This is a genomic window from Pseudoscardovia radai (assembly GCF_002259605.1).
Taxonomy (GTDB): domain Bacteria; phylum Actinomycetota; class Actinomycetes; order Actinomycetales; family Bifidobacteriaceae; genus Pseudoscardovia; species Pseudoscardovia radai.
In genome coordinates, this window is record NZ_MWWR01000003.1 from 13,073 (window position 1) to 30,496 (window position 17,424).

Annotated in this window: 14 protein-coding genes; all 14 read left to right on the forward strand. The window is 67.0% G+C overall.

From position 1 onward, the window contains the following. Positions 1–350: 350 nt before the first annotated feature. The 14 genes from rpsO (at position 351) to rplJ (ending at position 17,354) form a co-directional block, all read left to right on the forward strand. Positions 351–620, forward strand: coding sequence for a 30S ribosomal protein S15 (rpsO, locus tag PSRA_RS01175; RefSeq protein ID WP_094660043.1), 270 nt, complete (start codon positions 351–353; stop codon positions 618–620). 188 nt (positions 621–808) lie between these two features. Beyond that, entirely contained in the window at positions 809–3,529 is a 2,721-nt protein-coding gene (locus PSRA_RS01180; RefSeq protein WP_094660044.1) for a polyribonucleotide nucleotidyltransferase, read from the forward strand. 159 nt (positions 3,530–3,688) lie between these two features. Continuing rightward, the gene (locus PSRA_RS01185) at positions 3,689–4,255 is read left to right on the forward strand and encodes a DUF2726 domain-containing protein (protein WP_158216281.1); all 567 of its coding nucleotides are present in this window, start codon (positions 3,689–3,691) and stop codon (positions 4,253–4,255) included. 56 nt (positions 4,256–4,311) lie between these two features. After that, positions 4,312–5,739 (forward strand): glycosyltransferase, encoded by a 1,428-nt coding sequence (locus tag PSRA_RS01190; RefSeq protein WP_245834821.1) that lies wholly within the window; start codon positions 4,312–4,314, stop codon positions 5,737–5,739. A gap of 116 nt (positions 5,740–5,855) precedes the next feature. Continuing rightward, complete coding sequence (locus PSRA_RS01195; protein ID WP_094660046.1) at positions 5,856–6,722, forward strand: aldo/keto reductase; 867 nt, start codon at positions 5,856–5,858, stop codon at positions 6,720–6,722. Continuing rightward, positions 6,715–7,731: a purine nucleoside phosphorylase YfiH/LACC1 family protein gene (locus tag PSRA_RS01200; RefSeq protein ID WP_420820530.1), complete on the forward strand. Its 1,017-nt coding sequence runs from the start codon at positions 6,715–6,717 to the stop codon at positions 7,729–7,731. Before PSRA_RS01195 ends, PSRA_RS01200 begins: the two co-directional genes overlap by 8 nt. 10 nt (positions 7,732–7,741) lie before the next feature. After that, on the forward strand, positions 7,742–8,605 hold the full coding sequence (locus PSRA_RS01205) for an IspD/TarI family cytidylyltransferase (RefSeq protein ID WP_245834822.1): 864 nt from the start codon (positions 7,742–7,744) through the stop codon (positions 8,603–8,605). 118 nt (positions 8,606–8,723) lie between these two features. After that, complete coding sequence (locus PSRA_RS01210) at positions 8,724–9,383, forward strand: pyroglutamyl-peptidase I (RefSeq protein ID WP_094660049.1); 660 nt, start codon at positions 8,724–8,726, stop codon at positions 9,381–9,383. Positions 9,384–9,656: 273 nt separating this feature from the next. Beyond that, positions 9,657–11,069: a DivIVA domain-containing protein gene (locus tag PSRA_RS01215; protein WP_094660050.1), complete on the forward strand. Its 1,413-nt coding sequence runs from the start codon at positions 9,657–9,659 to the stop codon at positions 11,067–11,069. A 267-nt stretch (positions 11,070–11,336) separates the two neighbouring features. Further along, positions 11,337–12,689 carry a C1 family peptidase gene (locus PSRA_RS01220; protein ID WP_094660051.1) on the forward strand — a complete coding sequence of 451 codons (1,353 nt, stop codon included), beginning with the start codon at positions 11,337–11,339 and terminating at the stop codon, positions 12,687–12,689. 346 nt (positions 12,690–13,035) lie between these two features. Further along, positions 13,036–14,175, forward strand: a complete 1,140-nt coding sequence (locus PSRA_RS01225) for a 3-deoxy-7-phosphoheptulonate synthase (protein ID WP_094660052.1) — start codon at positions 13,036–13,038, stop codon at positions 14,173–14,175. 190 nt (positions 14,176–14,365) lie between these two features. Further along, positions 14,366–15,604 carry a 3-deoxy-7-phosphoheptulonate synthase gene (locus PSRA_RS01230; protein WP_412154570.1) on the forward strand — a complete coding sequence of 413 codons (1,239 nt, stop codon included), beginning with the start codon at positions 14,366–14,368 and terminating at the stop codon, positions 15,602–15,604. 211 nt (positions 15,605–15,815) lie between these two features. Continuing rightward, positions 15,816–16,523 (forward strand): 5'-methylthioadenosine/S-adenosylhomocysteine nucleosidase, encoded by a 708-nt coding sequence (gene mtnN, locus PSRA_RS01235; protein WP_094660053.1) that lies wholly within the window; start codon positions 15,816–15,818, stop codon positions 16,521–16,523. 309 nt (positions 16,524–16,832) lie between these two features. After that, on the forward strand, positions 16,833–17,354 hold the full coding sequence (rplJ, locus tag PSRA_RS01240) for a 50S ribosomal protein L10 (protein ID WP_094660054.1): 522 nt from the start codon (positions 16,833–16,835) through the stop codon (positions 17,352–17,354). Positions 17,355–17,424 lie beyond the last annotated feature (70 nt).

A 17,424-nucleotide genomic window follows, 5' to 3' on the forward strand; every position in this document is an offset into this window, starting at 1 on the left:
GGTGAGGATTCTTCGCCATGAACCACGATTTTCCCGCTGCGACGCGCCAGGCGGTGCGTTTTGGGACTTTATGGCGAGGAAAGTTCGCCATGAGAATCGTTTTTCCGAAAGGCGCCGCCCCGACGGCGGGCCGCCGCGTCTCGTGGCGAGGATTCTTCGCCATGGGACCCATTCCGCGGTCGGAGGATGGGAAAATCGTCGGGAAAATCGTGGACGCCCCTCGCCGCCCCGATTTCGCAAAAGTCCCGTCATGCTGTATACTCTCTCTTTGGCGTATTCCGCCCGCGGATACAGAGCGCCACGGCATGGGGCCGCGGCACCGCGCAGCCAAGGTTTCTTAAGGAGGACTTGTGGCTCTCAGCACTGACGAAAAGCAGGCAATCATCAACGAATATGCAACCCACGAGGGCGACACCGGTTCTCCGGAGGTCCAGGTTGCGCTGCTCACCAAGCGTATCAACGACCTGACCGAGCACCTGAAGTCCCACAAGCACGATCACCATTCGCGCCGCGGCCTTCTGCTCATGGTCGGCCAGCGCCGTCGTCTGCTTGGCTATCTGGAGAAGGTGGACATCAACCGTTACCGCTCTCTGATCGAGCGCCTCGGTCTGCGCCACTAGAAGAGTCTTCCGCCCGAGTCGTCATGGCTCGGGCGCTTTTGCATATCGGAGGATGATACGTGAGGAATGGCGTCGCGGACGTTTGCGGCGCCGTGAGGAATGATTGAAAGCCCATGCGCGAAGGTCGCGCACGATATGCCGAGGATACGAAGTAGGAAGCAGTACACACACAACAGAAGGAGGAACCCGTGGAGGGTCCCGAAATCAAGGCAGTAGAAGCAGTGATCGACAACGGTGCGCGTGGCAAGCGCGTGCTGCGTTTCGAGACGGGCCGTCTGGCCCAGCAGGCCGACGGCGCCGTCGTCGCCTATCTTGACAATGACACGATGGTGCTGTCCACCACCACCGCCGGATCGAGCCCGAAGGAGAATTACGACTTCTTCCCGCTGACCGTGGACGTCGAGGAGAAGATGTACGCCGCGGGCAAGATCCCGGGCTCGTTCTTCCGCCGCGAAGGCCGTCCGTCGTCGGAGGCCATCCTGGCCTGCCGCATCATCGACCGCCCGCTGCGCCCGCTGTTCCCGCACACGCTGCGCAACGAGGTGCAGGTGGTCGAGACCGTCCTGTCCATCAACCCCGACGACGCCTATGACGTGGTGGCCCTGAACGCCGCGTCCGCGTCCACCATGATCTCCGGCCTGCCGTTCGAAGGCCCGGTCTCCGGCGTGCGCCTCGCGCTCGTCGACGGCCAGTGGGTCGCGTTCCCGCGCTGGAGCGAGCGCGAGCGCGCCGTGTTCGAGATCGTCGTGGCCGGCCGCGTGGTCGAGAACGGCGACGTCGCCATCGCCATGATCGAGGCCGGCGCCGGCAAGAACGCCTGGAACCTCATCTACGACGAGGGCCAGACCAAGCCGGACGAGGAAGTCGTCGCCGGCGGCATCGAGGCCGCGAAGCCGTTCATCAAGGTCATCTGCGAGGCCCAGAACGAGCTCAAGCGCATCGCCGCCAAGGAGACCAAGGAGTTCCAGCTCTTCCCGGAGTACACGGACGACCTGTACAAGCGCATCGACGAGATCGCCCACGCCGACCTCGACGAGGCCCTCTCCATCGCGGAGAAGCTGCCGCGCCAGGAGCGCATCGCCCAGATCAAGGAGGGCGTGCGCCAGCAGCTCGCCGGCGAGTTCACCGACATGGACGACGCCGAGAAGGAGAAGGAGCTGGGCAACGCGTTCAAGGAGCTGCAGCGCCAGATCGTGCGCCGCCGCATCCTGACGCAGGACTACCGCATCGACGGCCGCGGCCTGCGCGAGATCCGCACCCTGTCGGCCGAGGTCGACATCGTGCCGCGCGCCCACGGCTCCGCCCTGTTCCAGCGCGGCGAGACCCAGATCCTGGGCGTCACCACGCTCAACACGCTCAAGATGGAGCAGCAGATCGACGCGCTGAGCGGCCCGACCACGAAGCGCTACATGCATAACTACGAGATGCCGCCGTATTCGACCGGCGAGACCGGCCGCGTCGGCTCCCCGAAGCGCCGCGAGATCGGCCACGGCGCGCTCGCCGAGAAGGCCCTCGTGCCGGTGCTGCCGAGCCGCGAGGAGTTCCCGTACGCCATCCGCCAAGTGTCCGAGGCCATCGGCTCCAACGGCTCCACCTCCATGGGCTCCGTGTGCGCGTCCACGCTGTCGCTGCTCAACGCCGGCGTGCCGCTCAAGGCCCCGGTGGCCGGCATCGCCATGGGCCTCGTGTCCGGCGAGGTCGACGGCCAGATGGTCTACAAGACCCTCACCGATATCCTGGGCGCCGAGGATGCCTTCGGCGACATGGACTTCAAGGTGGCCGGCACGTCCGAGTTCATCACGGCCCTCCAGCTCGACACCAAGCTCGACGGCATCCCGGCCGACATCCTCGCCGGCGCGCTGCAGCAGGCGCACGAGGCCCGCCAGACGATCCTCGACGTCATCAACGAGTGCATCGACCAGCCCGACGAGATGAGCCCGTACGCCCCGCGCATCATCACGATGACGATTCCGGTCGACAAGATCGGCGAGGTCATCGGCCCGAAGGGCAAGATGATCAACCAGATCCAGGAGGACACCGGCGCCGAGATCACGATCGAGGACGACGGCACCGTGTACATCGCCTCCGAGGGCGGCGAGGCCGCGCAGAAGGCGCAGGCGACGATCGACGCGATCGCCAACCCGCATATCCCGCAGGCGGGCGAGCACTACCATGGCAAGGTCGTCAAGACCACGAGCTTCGGCGCGTTCGTGAACCTCACGCCGGGCACCGACGGCCTGCTGCACATCTCCCAGATTCGCAACCTCGCCGACGGCGAGCGCATCGACGCGGTGGAGGACGTGCTCAAGGAAGGCGACGAGGTCGAGGTGGTCGTGCAGTCCGTGGATGACCGCGGCAAGATCTCGCTGGCGATCCCCGGCTTCGAGGACCAGGAGTCCGGCCGTGGCGATCGCGGTGGTGACCGCGGCGGCCGCGGTGGCCGTTTCGATCGCGGTGGCCGTGGTGGCGGCCGTGGCCGCGGCGGCTACGACGATCGCGATGACGAGCGCGAGGAGCGCCGTCCGCGTTCGCGCCGTCGCTACGATGACGCCGACGACGATGCCTACGACGATCGCGACGATCGCCGTGGCGGCGGCCGCGGTGGCCGTGGCCGCGGCGGCTACGACGACGAGTACGATCGCGACGATCGTGGCTATGACCGCGATGACCGTCGTTCCGACCGCGGCGGCCGCGGCTATGACCGCGACGACCGCCGTGGCGGCCGTGGTGATCGTGGTGACCGTGGCGAGCGCCGTGGCGGCGAGCGTCGCGGCGGCGGACGTCGCAACGACCGCAATCCGCGCTACGCCGTGGATGACCAGTACGACGAGTACCGCGCCGAGCGCCAGGAGCGCACGGAGCGTCCGCGTCGCCGCGTGCGCCGCGACTTCGATCCGTTCGAGGACTAGTCGGACCGGCCGGCGGTCCGGCTGACCGGACTGGAATAACCGGTTGAATCCGCAGGGCGGGGCCTTCGGGCCCCGCCTTTTTGCATGCTGCGCTCCCGGCGGCGGAATCGTGCGTCTGGCGGCGGAACCCTGCTCCCGGCGCGTGGCTAGGATATGCGTGTGCCTTCTTATGATCTTGTGACAGCCTTCGGCGCCGCCGCGTCCCTATTGGCGCAGGGAGGGGAGCAGGCGCCGTCGGGCGCGGCATCGATGGGAATCATCCTTGCGGCCATCGTGGCGCTTGTGCTCGTCATCCGGCTGCTGTCGCGCCGCCGCCCGCGCCGCCCGCGCTACCGTTACCGGGCGCGGCGCTCCGTCATGACGCGGCGCGAGGAATGGTTCTTCCGCGTGCTGCAGGACGCCTTGGGGCGCGATTACCTGATCTTCCCGCAGATCCATATCTCCTCGCTTCTCGACGAACGCATCAAGGGGCAGAACTGGGCGGCGGCGCGAGGCCAGACGAACAGCAAATCCGTGGACTACGTGGTGGCCGACGCACGCACGCTCGACGTGCTGTGCGCCGTGGAGCTCGACGACGCCACGCATGACCGCGAGGACCGGCGCGAGCGCGACCGCCAGGTGGAGGAGATGTTCGCCGGCGCGGGCATGCCGCTTGTGCGCTTCCGCGACGCGGAGGAGCTGACGGCGGGGGATGTGCGCCGTCGCATCCTGCGCGCCATCCGCTGACACGGCGGTGCGCGGTGGGGGGCGGTGGCGCGTCGCCCATGCGTAGAATGGGGGCCATGAGTGCTTCCACAGATGGCGTGACGCCGCCTTCCGCAGACGATTTCGATGACGATTCCCGCGCTTCCGGGCAGGCGGGCATGGGCTCCGCCGTTCCCGACGACAGGGACGATGCCGTTCCCGACGACACCGAGGCGACGGATGCCGACGATACGGACCTCGATGATATGGACCTCGACGAGCTCGATCCCGACGACCTCGGGACCGACCTGGGAACCGAGGACCTCGATCCCGGCGAACTCGACGAGGCCCTGGGCCTCGAGGACGGTCTCGAGGCCTACGAGGACCCCGGCCCTTACGACGATGCCGACGGCTTCGGCACGGACGGGGACGATTCGCAGATTCCCGGGCCTGCGGTTCCGGGCGCCGACGCCGGCGCCGACTTCCTCGCCCCCGACGAGGCCAGCGTCGAGGAGGCGCAGCGTCTCGCCCAGCGCCTCGCCATCGTCATCGTGACGTACAACCGCCCGAAGGCGATGGAGGAGCTGTTCGACAACCTCAGAAGGTTCGACGTGCATCCGTGGCGCATCATCGTGGTCGACAATGCGAACGATCCCGCCATGCGCAGCGCCACCGCCGACTTCGGCCGCAGCATCGCCGCGCTGTGGGACGACGCCGAATGGACCGGCGACCCGCGCACCGACCGCGTGGTGTACATGCCGCGCTCGAAGAACCTCGGCCCGGCCGGCGGCTTCAACGCCGGCATGAAAAAGGCGTACAAGCTGGGCGCCGAGTGGTTCTGGCTTCTCGACGACGACGTGCTCGTCGACATCGACGCCCTCGAGAAGCTCGCCGCCTGGATGCCGGCGCATGACATGATCCAGGGCGTGCGCATCGACACGGATGACAACCCGGTGACGGACGAAGGCGATTTCTCGCCGGCCACCGGCCTGCTCAGCCCCATGCCGCGAACGCGCTTCGGGCGCGGCGGCTACCGCGTGGTCAACGCGGTGTCTTTCGAAGGTCTGCTGGTGTCCCGCCGGGTGGTCGACCAGATCGGTCTGCCCGACCCGCGCTTCTTCATGTATGGCGACGATACGATGTACGGATATCTGGCCAGCCGCGTCACGAACCCCGTGGCCGTGTACGACGCAATCCTGTACCGCACGCGCCCCGACAGCGACCGCGCGGCCATGAGCCTGCGCAGCCTGGGCAAGGGCAGCGACCGCGAGCGCTACCAGATCATGCGCAACCGCGGGTACATCGCGCGCTACCTCATGCAGTGCGGCTCCTATTCGCCCCTTCTTTTCGGCATCGGCACCTGCGTGACGGCCCACCGGGAGATCGCGCGCCTGGTGGCCACCGACCGCGCCGGCTTCATCCCGGGCGCCATCGAGGTGTTCAAGGGCTGGCTCGCGGCGCGCCGCATCATGCACGACCCGGACTGGAAGCCCATGACGCCACTCGGCAGTCTGACGCGCGGCTGACATGCGGCGCACCGTCGACGGATATCGTCAGAACGGATGCCGCCGCCATCGTCGGAACGCGGAATCGTAAAACTCCATAACCCATTACTCCATAACCCACTACCTCAAGGAGAACCATGAGCCTTCTGCAACGCACGCTCGGACCTTTCACCACAACCGCCGTCGGCGAGGGCGAAATGCCGCTGACCATCGAGAACAACCGCGGGCATGACGTGGGCCTGCGCACCATCCACGCCGCCCTCGACGCCGGATGCCGCCACCTCGACACCGCCTGGGCCTATTACACGCCGGGCGAGGAGGAACAGACCGGCGAGAAACTCGTGCGCGAGGCGCTCGACACGTGGGACGGCCCGCGCGACGAGGTGCTCGTGGCCACGAAGGTGGGTCTGCGCCGCGCCTGGGACGGCGACAAGCCCGTCTGGCCGCGCGACGGCAAGCCCGAGCACATCATCGCCTACGGCAAGCAGTCCGCGCAGGCGCTTGGCGTCGACGCCATCGACCTGCTCTACCTGCACCGCCACGACCCGGAGGTGCCGTACGAGGAATCCTGCGAGGGCATCAAAGCCCTGCTCGACCAGGGCGTGGCGCGTTGGGCCGGCGTGTCGAACGTCACGATCGAGCAGCTCGACATCGCGCGCCGCGTGCTCGGTGACAGGCTCGTGGCCGTGCAGAACCAGTACTCGCCCGTGCATCTGGAGACGCAGGACACCCTGGAGTACTGCGCGAAGCTGGGGCTGGCGTTCGTGTGCTGGAGCCCGCTGGGCGGCTACCGCCATCCGTACGACGATTCGAAATTCGACCCGTTCCGTAAGGTGGCGGCCGACCACGGCGTGAGCTACCAGCAGGTGGTGCTCGCGTGGGAGCTGGCCAAGGGCGACCACGTCTTCGTCATCCCCGGCGCGCACCGCCCCGAGACGATCGTCGACTCGCTGCAGGCGGGGGAGCTCGAGCTGAGCGACGAGGAGCTGACGTACCTTGGCTGAGATGGACGACTCGCCTGAAACCCGCGGCGTGTCCGGCGTGGATGGCGCGGATGGCGCTGCCGGCGCTGCTGGCGTGGCTGCTGGCGGCTCCGCGCAGGACTCGCGCGATGACCTGCTCGCATCCGAGCCGGCCGTGCCCGTCACGATTCCCATCGATCTGGCGCCCGGCGTCACCGTGCGCTTCACCACGCGCCTCGGCGGCGCCTCGACGGGGGACTGGGCCTACTGCAACATGGGTTCGAAAGTCGGCGACGACCCGGCGCATGTGGCTGCCAACATGAGGGGCCTCGAGCATCTGCTGGGCGCCCCGGTCCGCCTCGTGCACCAGGTGCATTCCGCCCGCGCCATCGACGCGGGCCGGGCCGCGGCCGATGGCATCGACACCTACGCGGTGGACGCCGACGCACAGGCCACCGCCGAAGCCGGCATGCCTCTGGGCATCTTCGGCGCCGATTGCCTGCCGGTTCTGTACGCGGACGCCGACGCCGGCGTCATCGCCGCCTCGCATTGCGGACGCCGCGGCCTGGAGCGCGGCGTCGTGCACTCCTGCGTCGAACGCATGACGGAGCTCGGGGCCGATCGCAGCCGCATCCGCGCCGTGCTCGGCCCGTGCATCTGCGGCGACTGCTACGAGGTGGGCGACGAGATCGCCCGCGCCTTCGACGCCCGGTTCCCCGGCACCGCCACCGTCACGCGTTTCGGCGGCGCCGGCATCGACATCGCCGCCGCCGCGCTGCAGGCGCTCGCAGCCGAAGGAATCGACGGCGGGCGCATCGTGTCGGCCGAACCGCGCGTCCTCGCCGCCACGCAGTACCTCGAGGAAGACGAGGAACTCGCCCACCTGTGCGCGGCCGATGACGAGGGCGATCCGGCCCTTGGCGAACGCCTCGGCGCCATGAAGCACGGCCTGTGCACGCTTGAGAACCCGCTGTGGTATTCGCACCGCCGCGCTTTCCTCTCTCACAAGGAGCACGAGGGTCGCTTCCTCGCCGTCATCGTGCGGCGCTAGCATGGTCGGCATGTCTCAATCGCACCAGGCCCCCGTCATCGCCATCATCCTCGCCGCCGGGTTCGGCACCCGCTTCGATCCGGCCAAGCCCAAGCAGCTGGTGTCCGTCGCCGACAGGCCGGTTATCGAATGGACCATCGAGGCCTTCGAGGACTGCCCCGAGGTCACCGACATCCTCGTCGTGGTCAATGCCGCCGTCAGCGACGCGGTGGAGAAGGTGATCGACGACATGGGCAGCCGCAAGGTGCGCGGCATCGTGCCCGGCGGCGAGACGCGCGCCGACAGCACCCGGGCGGCGCTCGAGTTCCTGCGCGAATACAACATCCCCGATGATGCGAAGGTTCTGATCCACGATGGCGTCAGGCCCTTCGTATCTCCCAAGACGATCCTCGACTGCGTGGCCGCGCTCGATTCGGTGAACGCCGCCACCGTGGCGGTTCCCAGCACCGACACGATCCTGATTGCCGCGCCGGTCGGGGCGGACGGCGCGGAGGCGGACGACGCATCGTCGGACGGCGCATCGTCTGACGGAGCGGGGCGCTTCGATACGTCCGCGGCGCCTATCGTGCGCATCGTGCCTGACCGCGCCACCACCTACCGCGCGCAGACACCGCAGTGCTTCCGCTTCTCCACGATTTCCGAGGCCTACCGTCGCGCCGCCGGCGACGAGAACTTCCATCCGACCGACGACACGCGCGTCGTCGTGGACTACCTTCCCGACGAACCCGTCGCCGTGGTCGAGGGCTCGGACGACAACATCAAGATCACCACGCGGCCCGACCTCGAGGTGGCCGAGCTCATCGCGCCCCGAGCACGCCGCGTGCGCAACTACGCGCGCCGCCGCGCCGTCCAGGAGATGACCTCCGGGATGTGACGGCCCCGGCGCGCGGCTTGCACGCCTGTGGCTTGTGCACCGGTCGAGCTCGCGCCGGTCAGGCTCGTGCCGGTTGCGCCCTGCGCCGAATCGACCGCCGTCGGCTAGAGTTGGTGGCATGGAACAGTTCGACGTGGTGATTTCAGGATTCGACCCCTACGAGGGCATCGATGTGAACCCCTCGCGCGAGGTCGTGCGCATCCTCGAACGCGACGGCGTGCCGGACCCGCCCGAGGGGACATCCGTCCGTGTGACCGGCGTGCTCCTTCCCATGAGCTTCTCCAAGGCCTGGCCCGCCATGCTTCGCACAATCGAATCGGTGCATCCGCGCATCGTCATCGCCACCGGCCTCAAGCGCCGCAAGCGCAGCATCGCGCTCGAACGCTGCGCCACGAATATCATCGACGCCGACAAGCCGGACGCCGACAACATGCAGCCGCGCCGCACCCCCATCGACCCGTCGTCGCCCGCGGCGTACTGGACCCAGCTGCCGCTGCGCGACATCCTCAACGATTTCGCCGCCCACAAGATACCCGCCACGCTGAGCTCGGACGCGGGCACCTTCGTGTGCAACTCCGTGTTCTACAGCCTTCTCAACTGGAGCGCCGCGCAGCATGACATGCTCGCCGGCTTCATCAGCTTCCCGCCCGTCAACGAGACGCGCGACGGGGGCGCCGGCATCCCGCTCGGGCAGATGGTCGAGGCGGCGCGCATCGTGGCCTGCGACGCCGTGAACTACTACCGCCGCTCCGCCGACTCCTCCCTCGAGGCCGCCTGAGCGCCGCGCCGCCCCGACGCGGGTGGTCGGTGCGCGGTTTCCTGCAAGTGTTCACGCAGTGAAACCATCGTGCGACACGCCGCAAAAGCGCGGCATGTCGCGCTCGCGACACGCCGGACGGCCGCGACGCGCCGTCACCTGTGGCAATGCTGTGATGGCGGCATGTCGGAACTATCCGAGACGGTTCGAAAAGGGTATCGTTAAGCGTGGCGCAACGATCCGTCGCGTCGTATTCGTTCGTGTTCCCTAGATTCTCAGGAAGAGGACATTCACATGGCTGATGACATGTTTCCCACGGTTCTTCGCGGCTATGACAAGGAGAAGGTCAACGAATACGTCGCGAGTGCCAACGAAAACGTGAATCGTCTGCGAGAGCAGATCCGCGTCTACGACAGCCGCATTCTCCAGCTGGAGGCCGAGCTGCAGGAGCAGAAGGCCAAGAAGACGCCGCAGAAAAGCACTTACAGCAACCTGGGCGCCAACGCGCAGCAGCTGCTCGCGTCCGCCGAGCAGACGAGCAAGCAGCTGCTCGCCCGCGCCAAGAAGGATGCCGAGAACATCCGCAAGCGCGCGCAGGACAACGCCGACACCACGATGAAGACGGCGCAGCTGGACGCAGACCGCATGAGGTCCCAGGCCAAGCAGAACGCCGACGTGACGCTGAAGAACGCGCAGGAGAAGGCGCAGTCCATCCTCTCCAGCGCCACTGCGCAGGCCCAGCAGCTGACCGCTACCACCACCAAAGAGATGAACGACCAGCGCCAGTCGCTCGAGATCGAGCTCAAGAACAAGCGCGCCGAGCATGACAAGCAGCTCGACGCCGAGACCTCCAAGGTGAACACCGAGCTGGCGCAGAAGAAGACGCAGAGCGCCGAGACCATCGCCGCGCAGCGCAAGGCCGCCGACGACGAGATCGCAGCCCGCCGCAGCGAGGCCAACGACCAGATCCAGAAGGCCATCGACGACGCCAACGCGCAGGTCAACGCCGCGCGCGACCAGGTGGCGAAGATGATGACCGAGGCGCAGCGCAAGGCCAACGAGATCACCGACCAGGCCAAGGCCTCCGCCCGCCAGATCGCCGACGACGCGCAGGTGCAGCGCATGCATACGATGCAGCAGGTCTCCGCCGAGGCCGAGCAGTCCCGCGCCAAGATCTCCGCCGAGCAGGAGGACGCCACCAAGCGCGTCACCGAGATGCTCGCCAACCTCGAGGCCAAGCGCCAGGAAACCGACAAGAACGCGCAGCAGATCCTCGCCGAGGCGCAGGCCAAGCGCGACGAGGCCGACGAATACGCCACGAACCGCCGCAAGGACGCCGACGCCGAGCGCCAGGAGATCCTCGACAAGGCCAACAAGCAGGCCACCGAGGAGATCAACAGCCGCCGCACGGCCGCGCAGGAGGAGATCGACGGCCTGCAGGACCGCATCGACGAGCTGCAGAACCGCGAGACCGAGATCACCCGCCGTGTGGACGAGCTCAAGTCCATCTTCAGCACCGCGTTCGGCTCCATGGGCAGCGTGCTCCAGGACATCCAGAAGGACAAGGACAGGGACGCGCAGGCCGCGGCCCAGGCCCAGCAGGAGGTCGACGGCACGCCCGCCGACGCCCAGGGCCAGCAGGCCGCTTCGCAACAGGCCCAGCAGGCCGCTCCCGCCCAGGGGCAGCAGACGCAGCAGCGCCAGTAAGGCGAAGCGGAGGCCGGCGTCCCGGGACGGAGATTCCGGGCCGGCAATTCCAAACAAACCAGATGGCGGGGTCACATCCGTGGCCCCGCCATTGTCGTCCCGCCGTCCTATTCATCGTATACGCGCCGCAGGGCGCATCGTATGCCAATGCCGCGCCCGGCGACACGAACGCCGGCCGCCCGGCGACCGCGGACCGCCGCGCCATCCCCCATGCGCGCATGGCGCACCCGCGGGCAGAACACACCGAGGACAGAAACCGAGGAATATATGACCGACACCACGTCATTCACGCCGCTGACGCCGTCCATGATCGACGGCTACACCGAGGCCTTCGACGCCCGCGAGGCGAACCGCATCGCCATGAACGCCGTCGTCAACGCCGGGATCGACGACGTCGCCCGCAACTACGACCGCGCCCGCACCCTGCAGCGCCGCTTCTCCGTCACCGTCGACAACGGCGAGGTGACGAACCAGCGCCGTTCCGGCCGCTGCTGGCTGTTCAGCTCCCTCAACGTGGCGCGCTTCGTGGCCAAGCGCAACCTCGGGCTCAAGACCTTCGAGTTCTCCCAGAACTACGCCATGTACTTCGACAAGCTCGAACGCTGCAACTACTTCCTCCAGGACCTCGCGGCGCTCGCGCTCGCCGGCGAGCCCGAGGACTCCCGCCTCGTGCAGACGCTTCTGCACGACGTCATGGGCGACGGCGGCCAGTGGACGATGGCCATGAACGTGTACAAGAAGTACGGCGCCGTGCCGAAGGATTTCTTCCCCGAAACCGCGTCGTCGCAGAACACGGGCCAGATGAACACGAGCCTGCGCACGCTGCTGCGCCAGGCCGTGTGCCGCATCTGGCAGGCGCAGGGCGACGCCGCGCGCATCGGGAAGGTGATCGACGCCACGCGCGAGGCCGCGCATCGCATCCTCACGATCCACCTCGGCGAGCCGCCGAAGAGCTTCTTCTGGGAGTGGACCGACGAGGACGGCGAGTTCCACCGCGACGGCGAGATCACGCCGCAGGAGTTCTGGAATAAGTACGTCGACGCCGGCCTCGAGGACTACGTGTGCCTCGTCGACGATCCGCGCGCCGAGCACCCCAAGGGCACGAAGATCGGCATCGAACACCTGGGCAACGTGGTGGGCGGCGACCCGACCGAATACCTCAACGTGCCCGCCGCGTTCATGAAGGACTGCGTGCGCCGCATCCTGACGGAGCAGGGCATCCCCGTGTGGTTCGGCGCCGACTGCCACCCGATGATGGACCGCAAGAACGGCGCGTGGGCCACCGACCTGTTCGAGTACGGCCGCGTGTACGACACGGTTTTCGACATGGACAAGGAGGAGCGCGTGCGCTTCGCCGACTCCGCCATGAACCATGCCATGGCCTTCGTGGGCGTGGACGTGGCCGACGACGGCACCACGACGAACCGCTGGCGCGTCGAGAACTCGTGGGGTTCCGACATCGCCGACAAGGGCTACTTCACGATGGACGACCCGTGGTTCGACGAATACGTGTACGAGGTGGCCGTGCCCAAGTCGATGCTGCCCGCCGAGTACCTCGAGGCGCTCGACAGGCCGGCGATCATGCTGCCGGCGTGGGATCCGATGGGCGCGCTCGCCTGAGCGCGGGCGGTGAATGGTCGGGCGCATTCGTCTGAGGGGCGGATGGGCTCGGATAGGCCTGGATGCCGGGGCCTTCCGGATGCGTCCCCGTGACATCCGGGTGGCGCCCGGGCGCCGGGCAACGTATAGTTGTTCTCTCGGTGGCCGCGCCGCAGCGCAAGTGCACAGTGCATGCGACGCGGCCAGCGTTATTCATACAGCGTTATTCATAGGCTTTGCAGGGTATGCAGATCCCCGCGGCCCGCGCGGCATGCGCGCGGAGCTCCGGCACGGACGGAACGAACGGCGTGCGGTGCGGATGCGGGGAGGGGAGGGCGCCGAGGCGCCCCGGACGAAAGGACATTCGATGACGGTGCTCAGGGGCCCCGACAGCTCGGAGGACAGGGCTCAGCTCGGTTCCCAGGCGGTTCTTCCCGAAACGGTGGATGTGAACATCCGCCAGCTCGATCCGATTCCGGCACCGCGCGCCTTTATCAACGAACTGCCGATCACCCATGACGTTATCCGCCTCGTGCAGGATTCGCGCCGTCAGATCAGCGACGTGCTCCACGGGCGCGACGACCGCCTGCTCGTCATCGTCGGGCCCTGCTCGATCCACGATCCGAAGGCGGCCAAGGATTACGCGAATCGTCTGGGCGAGCTCAAGTCGCAGCTGTCGGACGACCTTCTCATCGTCATGCGCGTGTATTTCGAGAAGCCGCGCACCACGATCGGCTGGAAGGGCCTGATCAACGACCCTGACCTCGACGGCACCTTCAACATCCGCAAGGGCATGTGGCTCGCGCGCCGCATCCTGCTGGACGTGGCCGACCAGGGGCTGCCCGCCGCCACCGAATGGCTCGACCCCATCACGCCGCAGTACCTGTGCGACCTCGTCAGCTGGGGCGCGATCGGCGCCCGCAACACCGAAAGCCAGGTGCACCGCGAACTCGCGTCCGGCATGTCCATGCCGATCGGCTTCAAGAACTCCACCGACGGCAACGTCAAGGCCGCGGCGGATTCCTGCTTCGCGTCCGCCAACGAGCACCACTTCCTGTCCATCAACCTCGACGGGCACGTCATCGCCGCCGAGACCAAGGGCAACCCCGACTGCCACGTCATCCTGCGCGGCTCGAACCACGGGCCGAACTACTCGGCCGAAAGCGTGGCCGAGGCCCTCGAGGCCCTGCGCAACATGCATGTGGGCGAGGCCGCCTCGCATGGCGTCGTCATCGACGCCGCGCATGGCAACTCCGGCAAGAACGAGATCCGCGAGGCCGAGGTGGTCGAGCAGCTCGCCACCCGCATCGCCAACGGCGAGCCGGGCATCTCCGGCATCATGATGGAAAGCTTCATCGAGGGCGGCCACCAGGATCCCGCGCCGCTCGGCCAGCTCGTGTACGGCCGGTCCGTGACCGACCGCTGCATCGCTTGGCCGCGCACCGAGGAGCTTCTGCGCAAGCTCGCCAGCGCCGTGCGCATGCGCAGGAATCGCCTGTCCGAGTAGGGGTTTCGTCTGTCCGAGCCGGGGGTTTCGTCTGCGGTATGCGGCGGGGCCGGAGCCGTGCCTTCCCATCGTGCGTCTGGAAATTCGCGGTCGGTGCGCCATATGCTCGCGGTAGAATGACGGGGCTATCGACTGACGGGGCGGCGACGGGCCGTCCCGATGCGAGTGCCTGCGGGCGGAGAGGAGATGCATGATGGCGAACGATAACGGACGCACGGCGTCCGACAACCGGAATCCTTCTGTTCTCGAGGCCTCCGCCTATACGCACGAGGCCAAGCGCGTGCGCCGCATCATCGCCCAAGGCGGCAACCCCAGCGAACTGCTCGACGGCCATTCGTGGGAGGAGCGCGTCGGCATCGACCCCATCATCAACCGCCGCGTCTTCGAACTCGATCCCCTGCCCAGCCCCGCGCAGGTGCTGGGCGAGCTGCCGCTGACGCCGGAGGACCGCCAGCTCGTCATCGAATCGCGCGATGAACTGCGTGACGTGCTCCACGGACGCGATGACCGTCTGCTTGTCATCGTCGGCCCCTGCTCCGTGCATGATCCCCAGGCCGCACTGGATTACGCCCGCCGCCTGTCCGCCGTGCGCGAGGAGCTCGAGGGCGACCTTCTTATCATCATGCGCGTGTATTTCGAGAAGCCGCGCACCACGATTGGTTGGAAGGGTCTGATCAACGACCCCGACATCGACGGCACGAATAACGTGAAGAAAGGTCTGCTTCTGGCGCGCAGAACCCTGCTCGACGTGCTCGGGACCGGCGTGGCCGCGGCCACCGAATTCCTCGAGCCCACAAGCCCGCAGTACATCTCCGATGCCATCACCTGGGGCGCGATCGGCGCCCGCAATACCGAAAGCCAGGTGCACCGCCAGCTCGCCTCCGGCATGTCCATGCCGATCGGCTTCAAGAACGCCACGGACGGCAGCGTCAAGGCCGCCATCGACGGATGCATCACGGCGGCGCAGCGCCACACCTTCTTCGGCATCAACCACGAGGGACGCGCGGCGGCCGTGGAGACGCTCGGCAACGAGAATTGCCACGTGGTTCTGCGCGGGTCGAGCCACGGGCCGAACTACTCGGCGAAGGACATCGAGGCCGCCATGACGCAGATCCGCTCCGTCATGCCGCCGGACAGCGCCTGTGCCCACGGGCTTATCGTGGACTGCTCGCATGGCAACTCCGGCAAGGACGAAATCCGCCAGGCGCAGGTGGTGCGCGAGATCGCGCAGCGCTACGCGGCGGGGGAACAGGGCATCACCGGCATCATGATGGAGAGCTTCATCGAAGGCGGCAACCAGAAGCCCGCGCCGCTCGACCAGCTTGTGTACGGCAAGTCGATCACCGACCGCTGCATCGCCTGGCCGGAAACCGACGCGCTGCTCCACGAACTCGCCGCCGCCGTGCGCGAACGCCGTGCGCGGGCGTAGACGCGCAAGCCGATGCGTGCCGACTGCGGCATGATCGCCTGACTGCGCCCTGACGGCATCGCTCGATGGGCGGGGGATGGTTCCCAAGCTCCCGGCACCCGAGAAAGACGGTTCCCAAGGTTTCCCCCCCAAAAAAACGGTTCCCCGGAAAACAGAGCGCGGCGTGCCGTCGTCGATGGACGGCGGCCCCGCGCGGATCGAAAGGACAGCCATGACAACGATCGCCATCATCGGCGCAATGGATGAGGAAGTCGCCCATATCGCGGAAAGCCTGCAGAACGTGACGACCCGAACGCATGCCAGCCTCGAGCTGACGGAGGGAACCTTCGCCGGCGCCCCCCGGGCCGACGGCGAGCCGCACACACTGCGTGTCGTAGCCACCGTCAGCGGCATGGGCATGGTGAACGCCGCGTCCGCCACCCAAGTGCTCGCCGACCTGTATTCGCCGGATGTCATCATCTTCTCCGGCATCGCCGGGAATCTCAATCCGTCGCTGCATGTCAACGACGTCGTGCTCGGCGGCACGCTGCGCTATCTCGACACCGATATGAGGCTGATCGCGCAGTCGGCGCCGAAAACCGAGGAGTTCCATTCCGATGCGCATCTGATCGACCTCGCCAACCAGGCGCTTGACGAGCTGGGGGTGACCCATATCACCGGCGTCATCGCCACCGGCAACTATTTCGTGGCCGGCGACGAGCTCGTGGCGAAGGTCAAGAAGGAGACGAAGGCCGACGCCGTGGAGATGGAGGGTGCCGCCGTTGCGCATATCGCCGCAAGGAACGGCGTACCCGCGCTCGTCATCCGTGCACTGAGCGATGAGGCCGATGTGGCCTATGAGGAGTTTCGCTCGTTCGATATCTCCGAGTACGCGGATACCGCGGCGAAAATCGTCGTGTCCATTCTCGGCAGGCTCTAGAACAGGAGCCGCCGTTGCAATGCGGGGGCGATCGGGAGACCGCCCCGCATCGGTGCAACGCGAAGGCGGAACGCGACACGCCGAGTGTGTCGGTTTGCGTAAATCGGCATCGGCCTATACAATTCCCCACGTAAACCACAGACCGTTGGTTCGGACAGCAGTGTCCGCGAAACTCCTTGGGATACCAGCGCAGGTTGAGAATTCTTTGACGCCGTTCGGGTGTCTTCGGTGTGCTCTGCCTGTGCGCAGGGCTTTTTTTATTGCCGTTCCATGGGGCTTCGACCGGCGGTTCATTTAGGAAGGAACGCCATGAAGAGGCCCGAAAAGGCAGAGGTGATTGCCGAGCTCACGGACAAGTTCCGTGACGCCGATGCAGTCTATCTCACCGAATATCGCGGTCTGAGCGTCCCGCAGATCTCTGATCTTCGCGAGAAGCTGGGCATCGATACAACCTATACCGTGGCGAAGAACACGCTGGCACGCATCGCCGCCAAGGAAGCGGGCGTGGAAGGTCTCGACGAGTATCTCGCCGGTCCGACCGCAATCACTTTCGTCAAGGGCGATTACGTCCAGGCCGCCAAGGTCCTGCGTGACTTTGCCAAGACCAACAAGCAGCTCGTCGTCAAGGGCGGTTTCGCCGATGGCACCGTTTACGACGCCGAGGGAGTGCAGAAGCTTGCGGATCTCGAATCTCGCGAGACTCTTCTCTCCAAGATGGCCGGCGCGCTCAAGGGCACGATGGCCAAGGCCGCGTACGTTCTCGTCGCACTGCCGACCAAGGCTGTGCGCACGGTCGACGCCCTCCGCGAAAAGCAGGAGAAGGCCGCCTGATTCTCGCGGCCTGACCGCGAATCACCGCAAAGCAATACAAATTTCGGCACACGGCAACTTTTAGGAACAG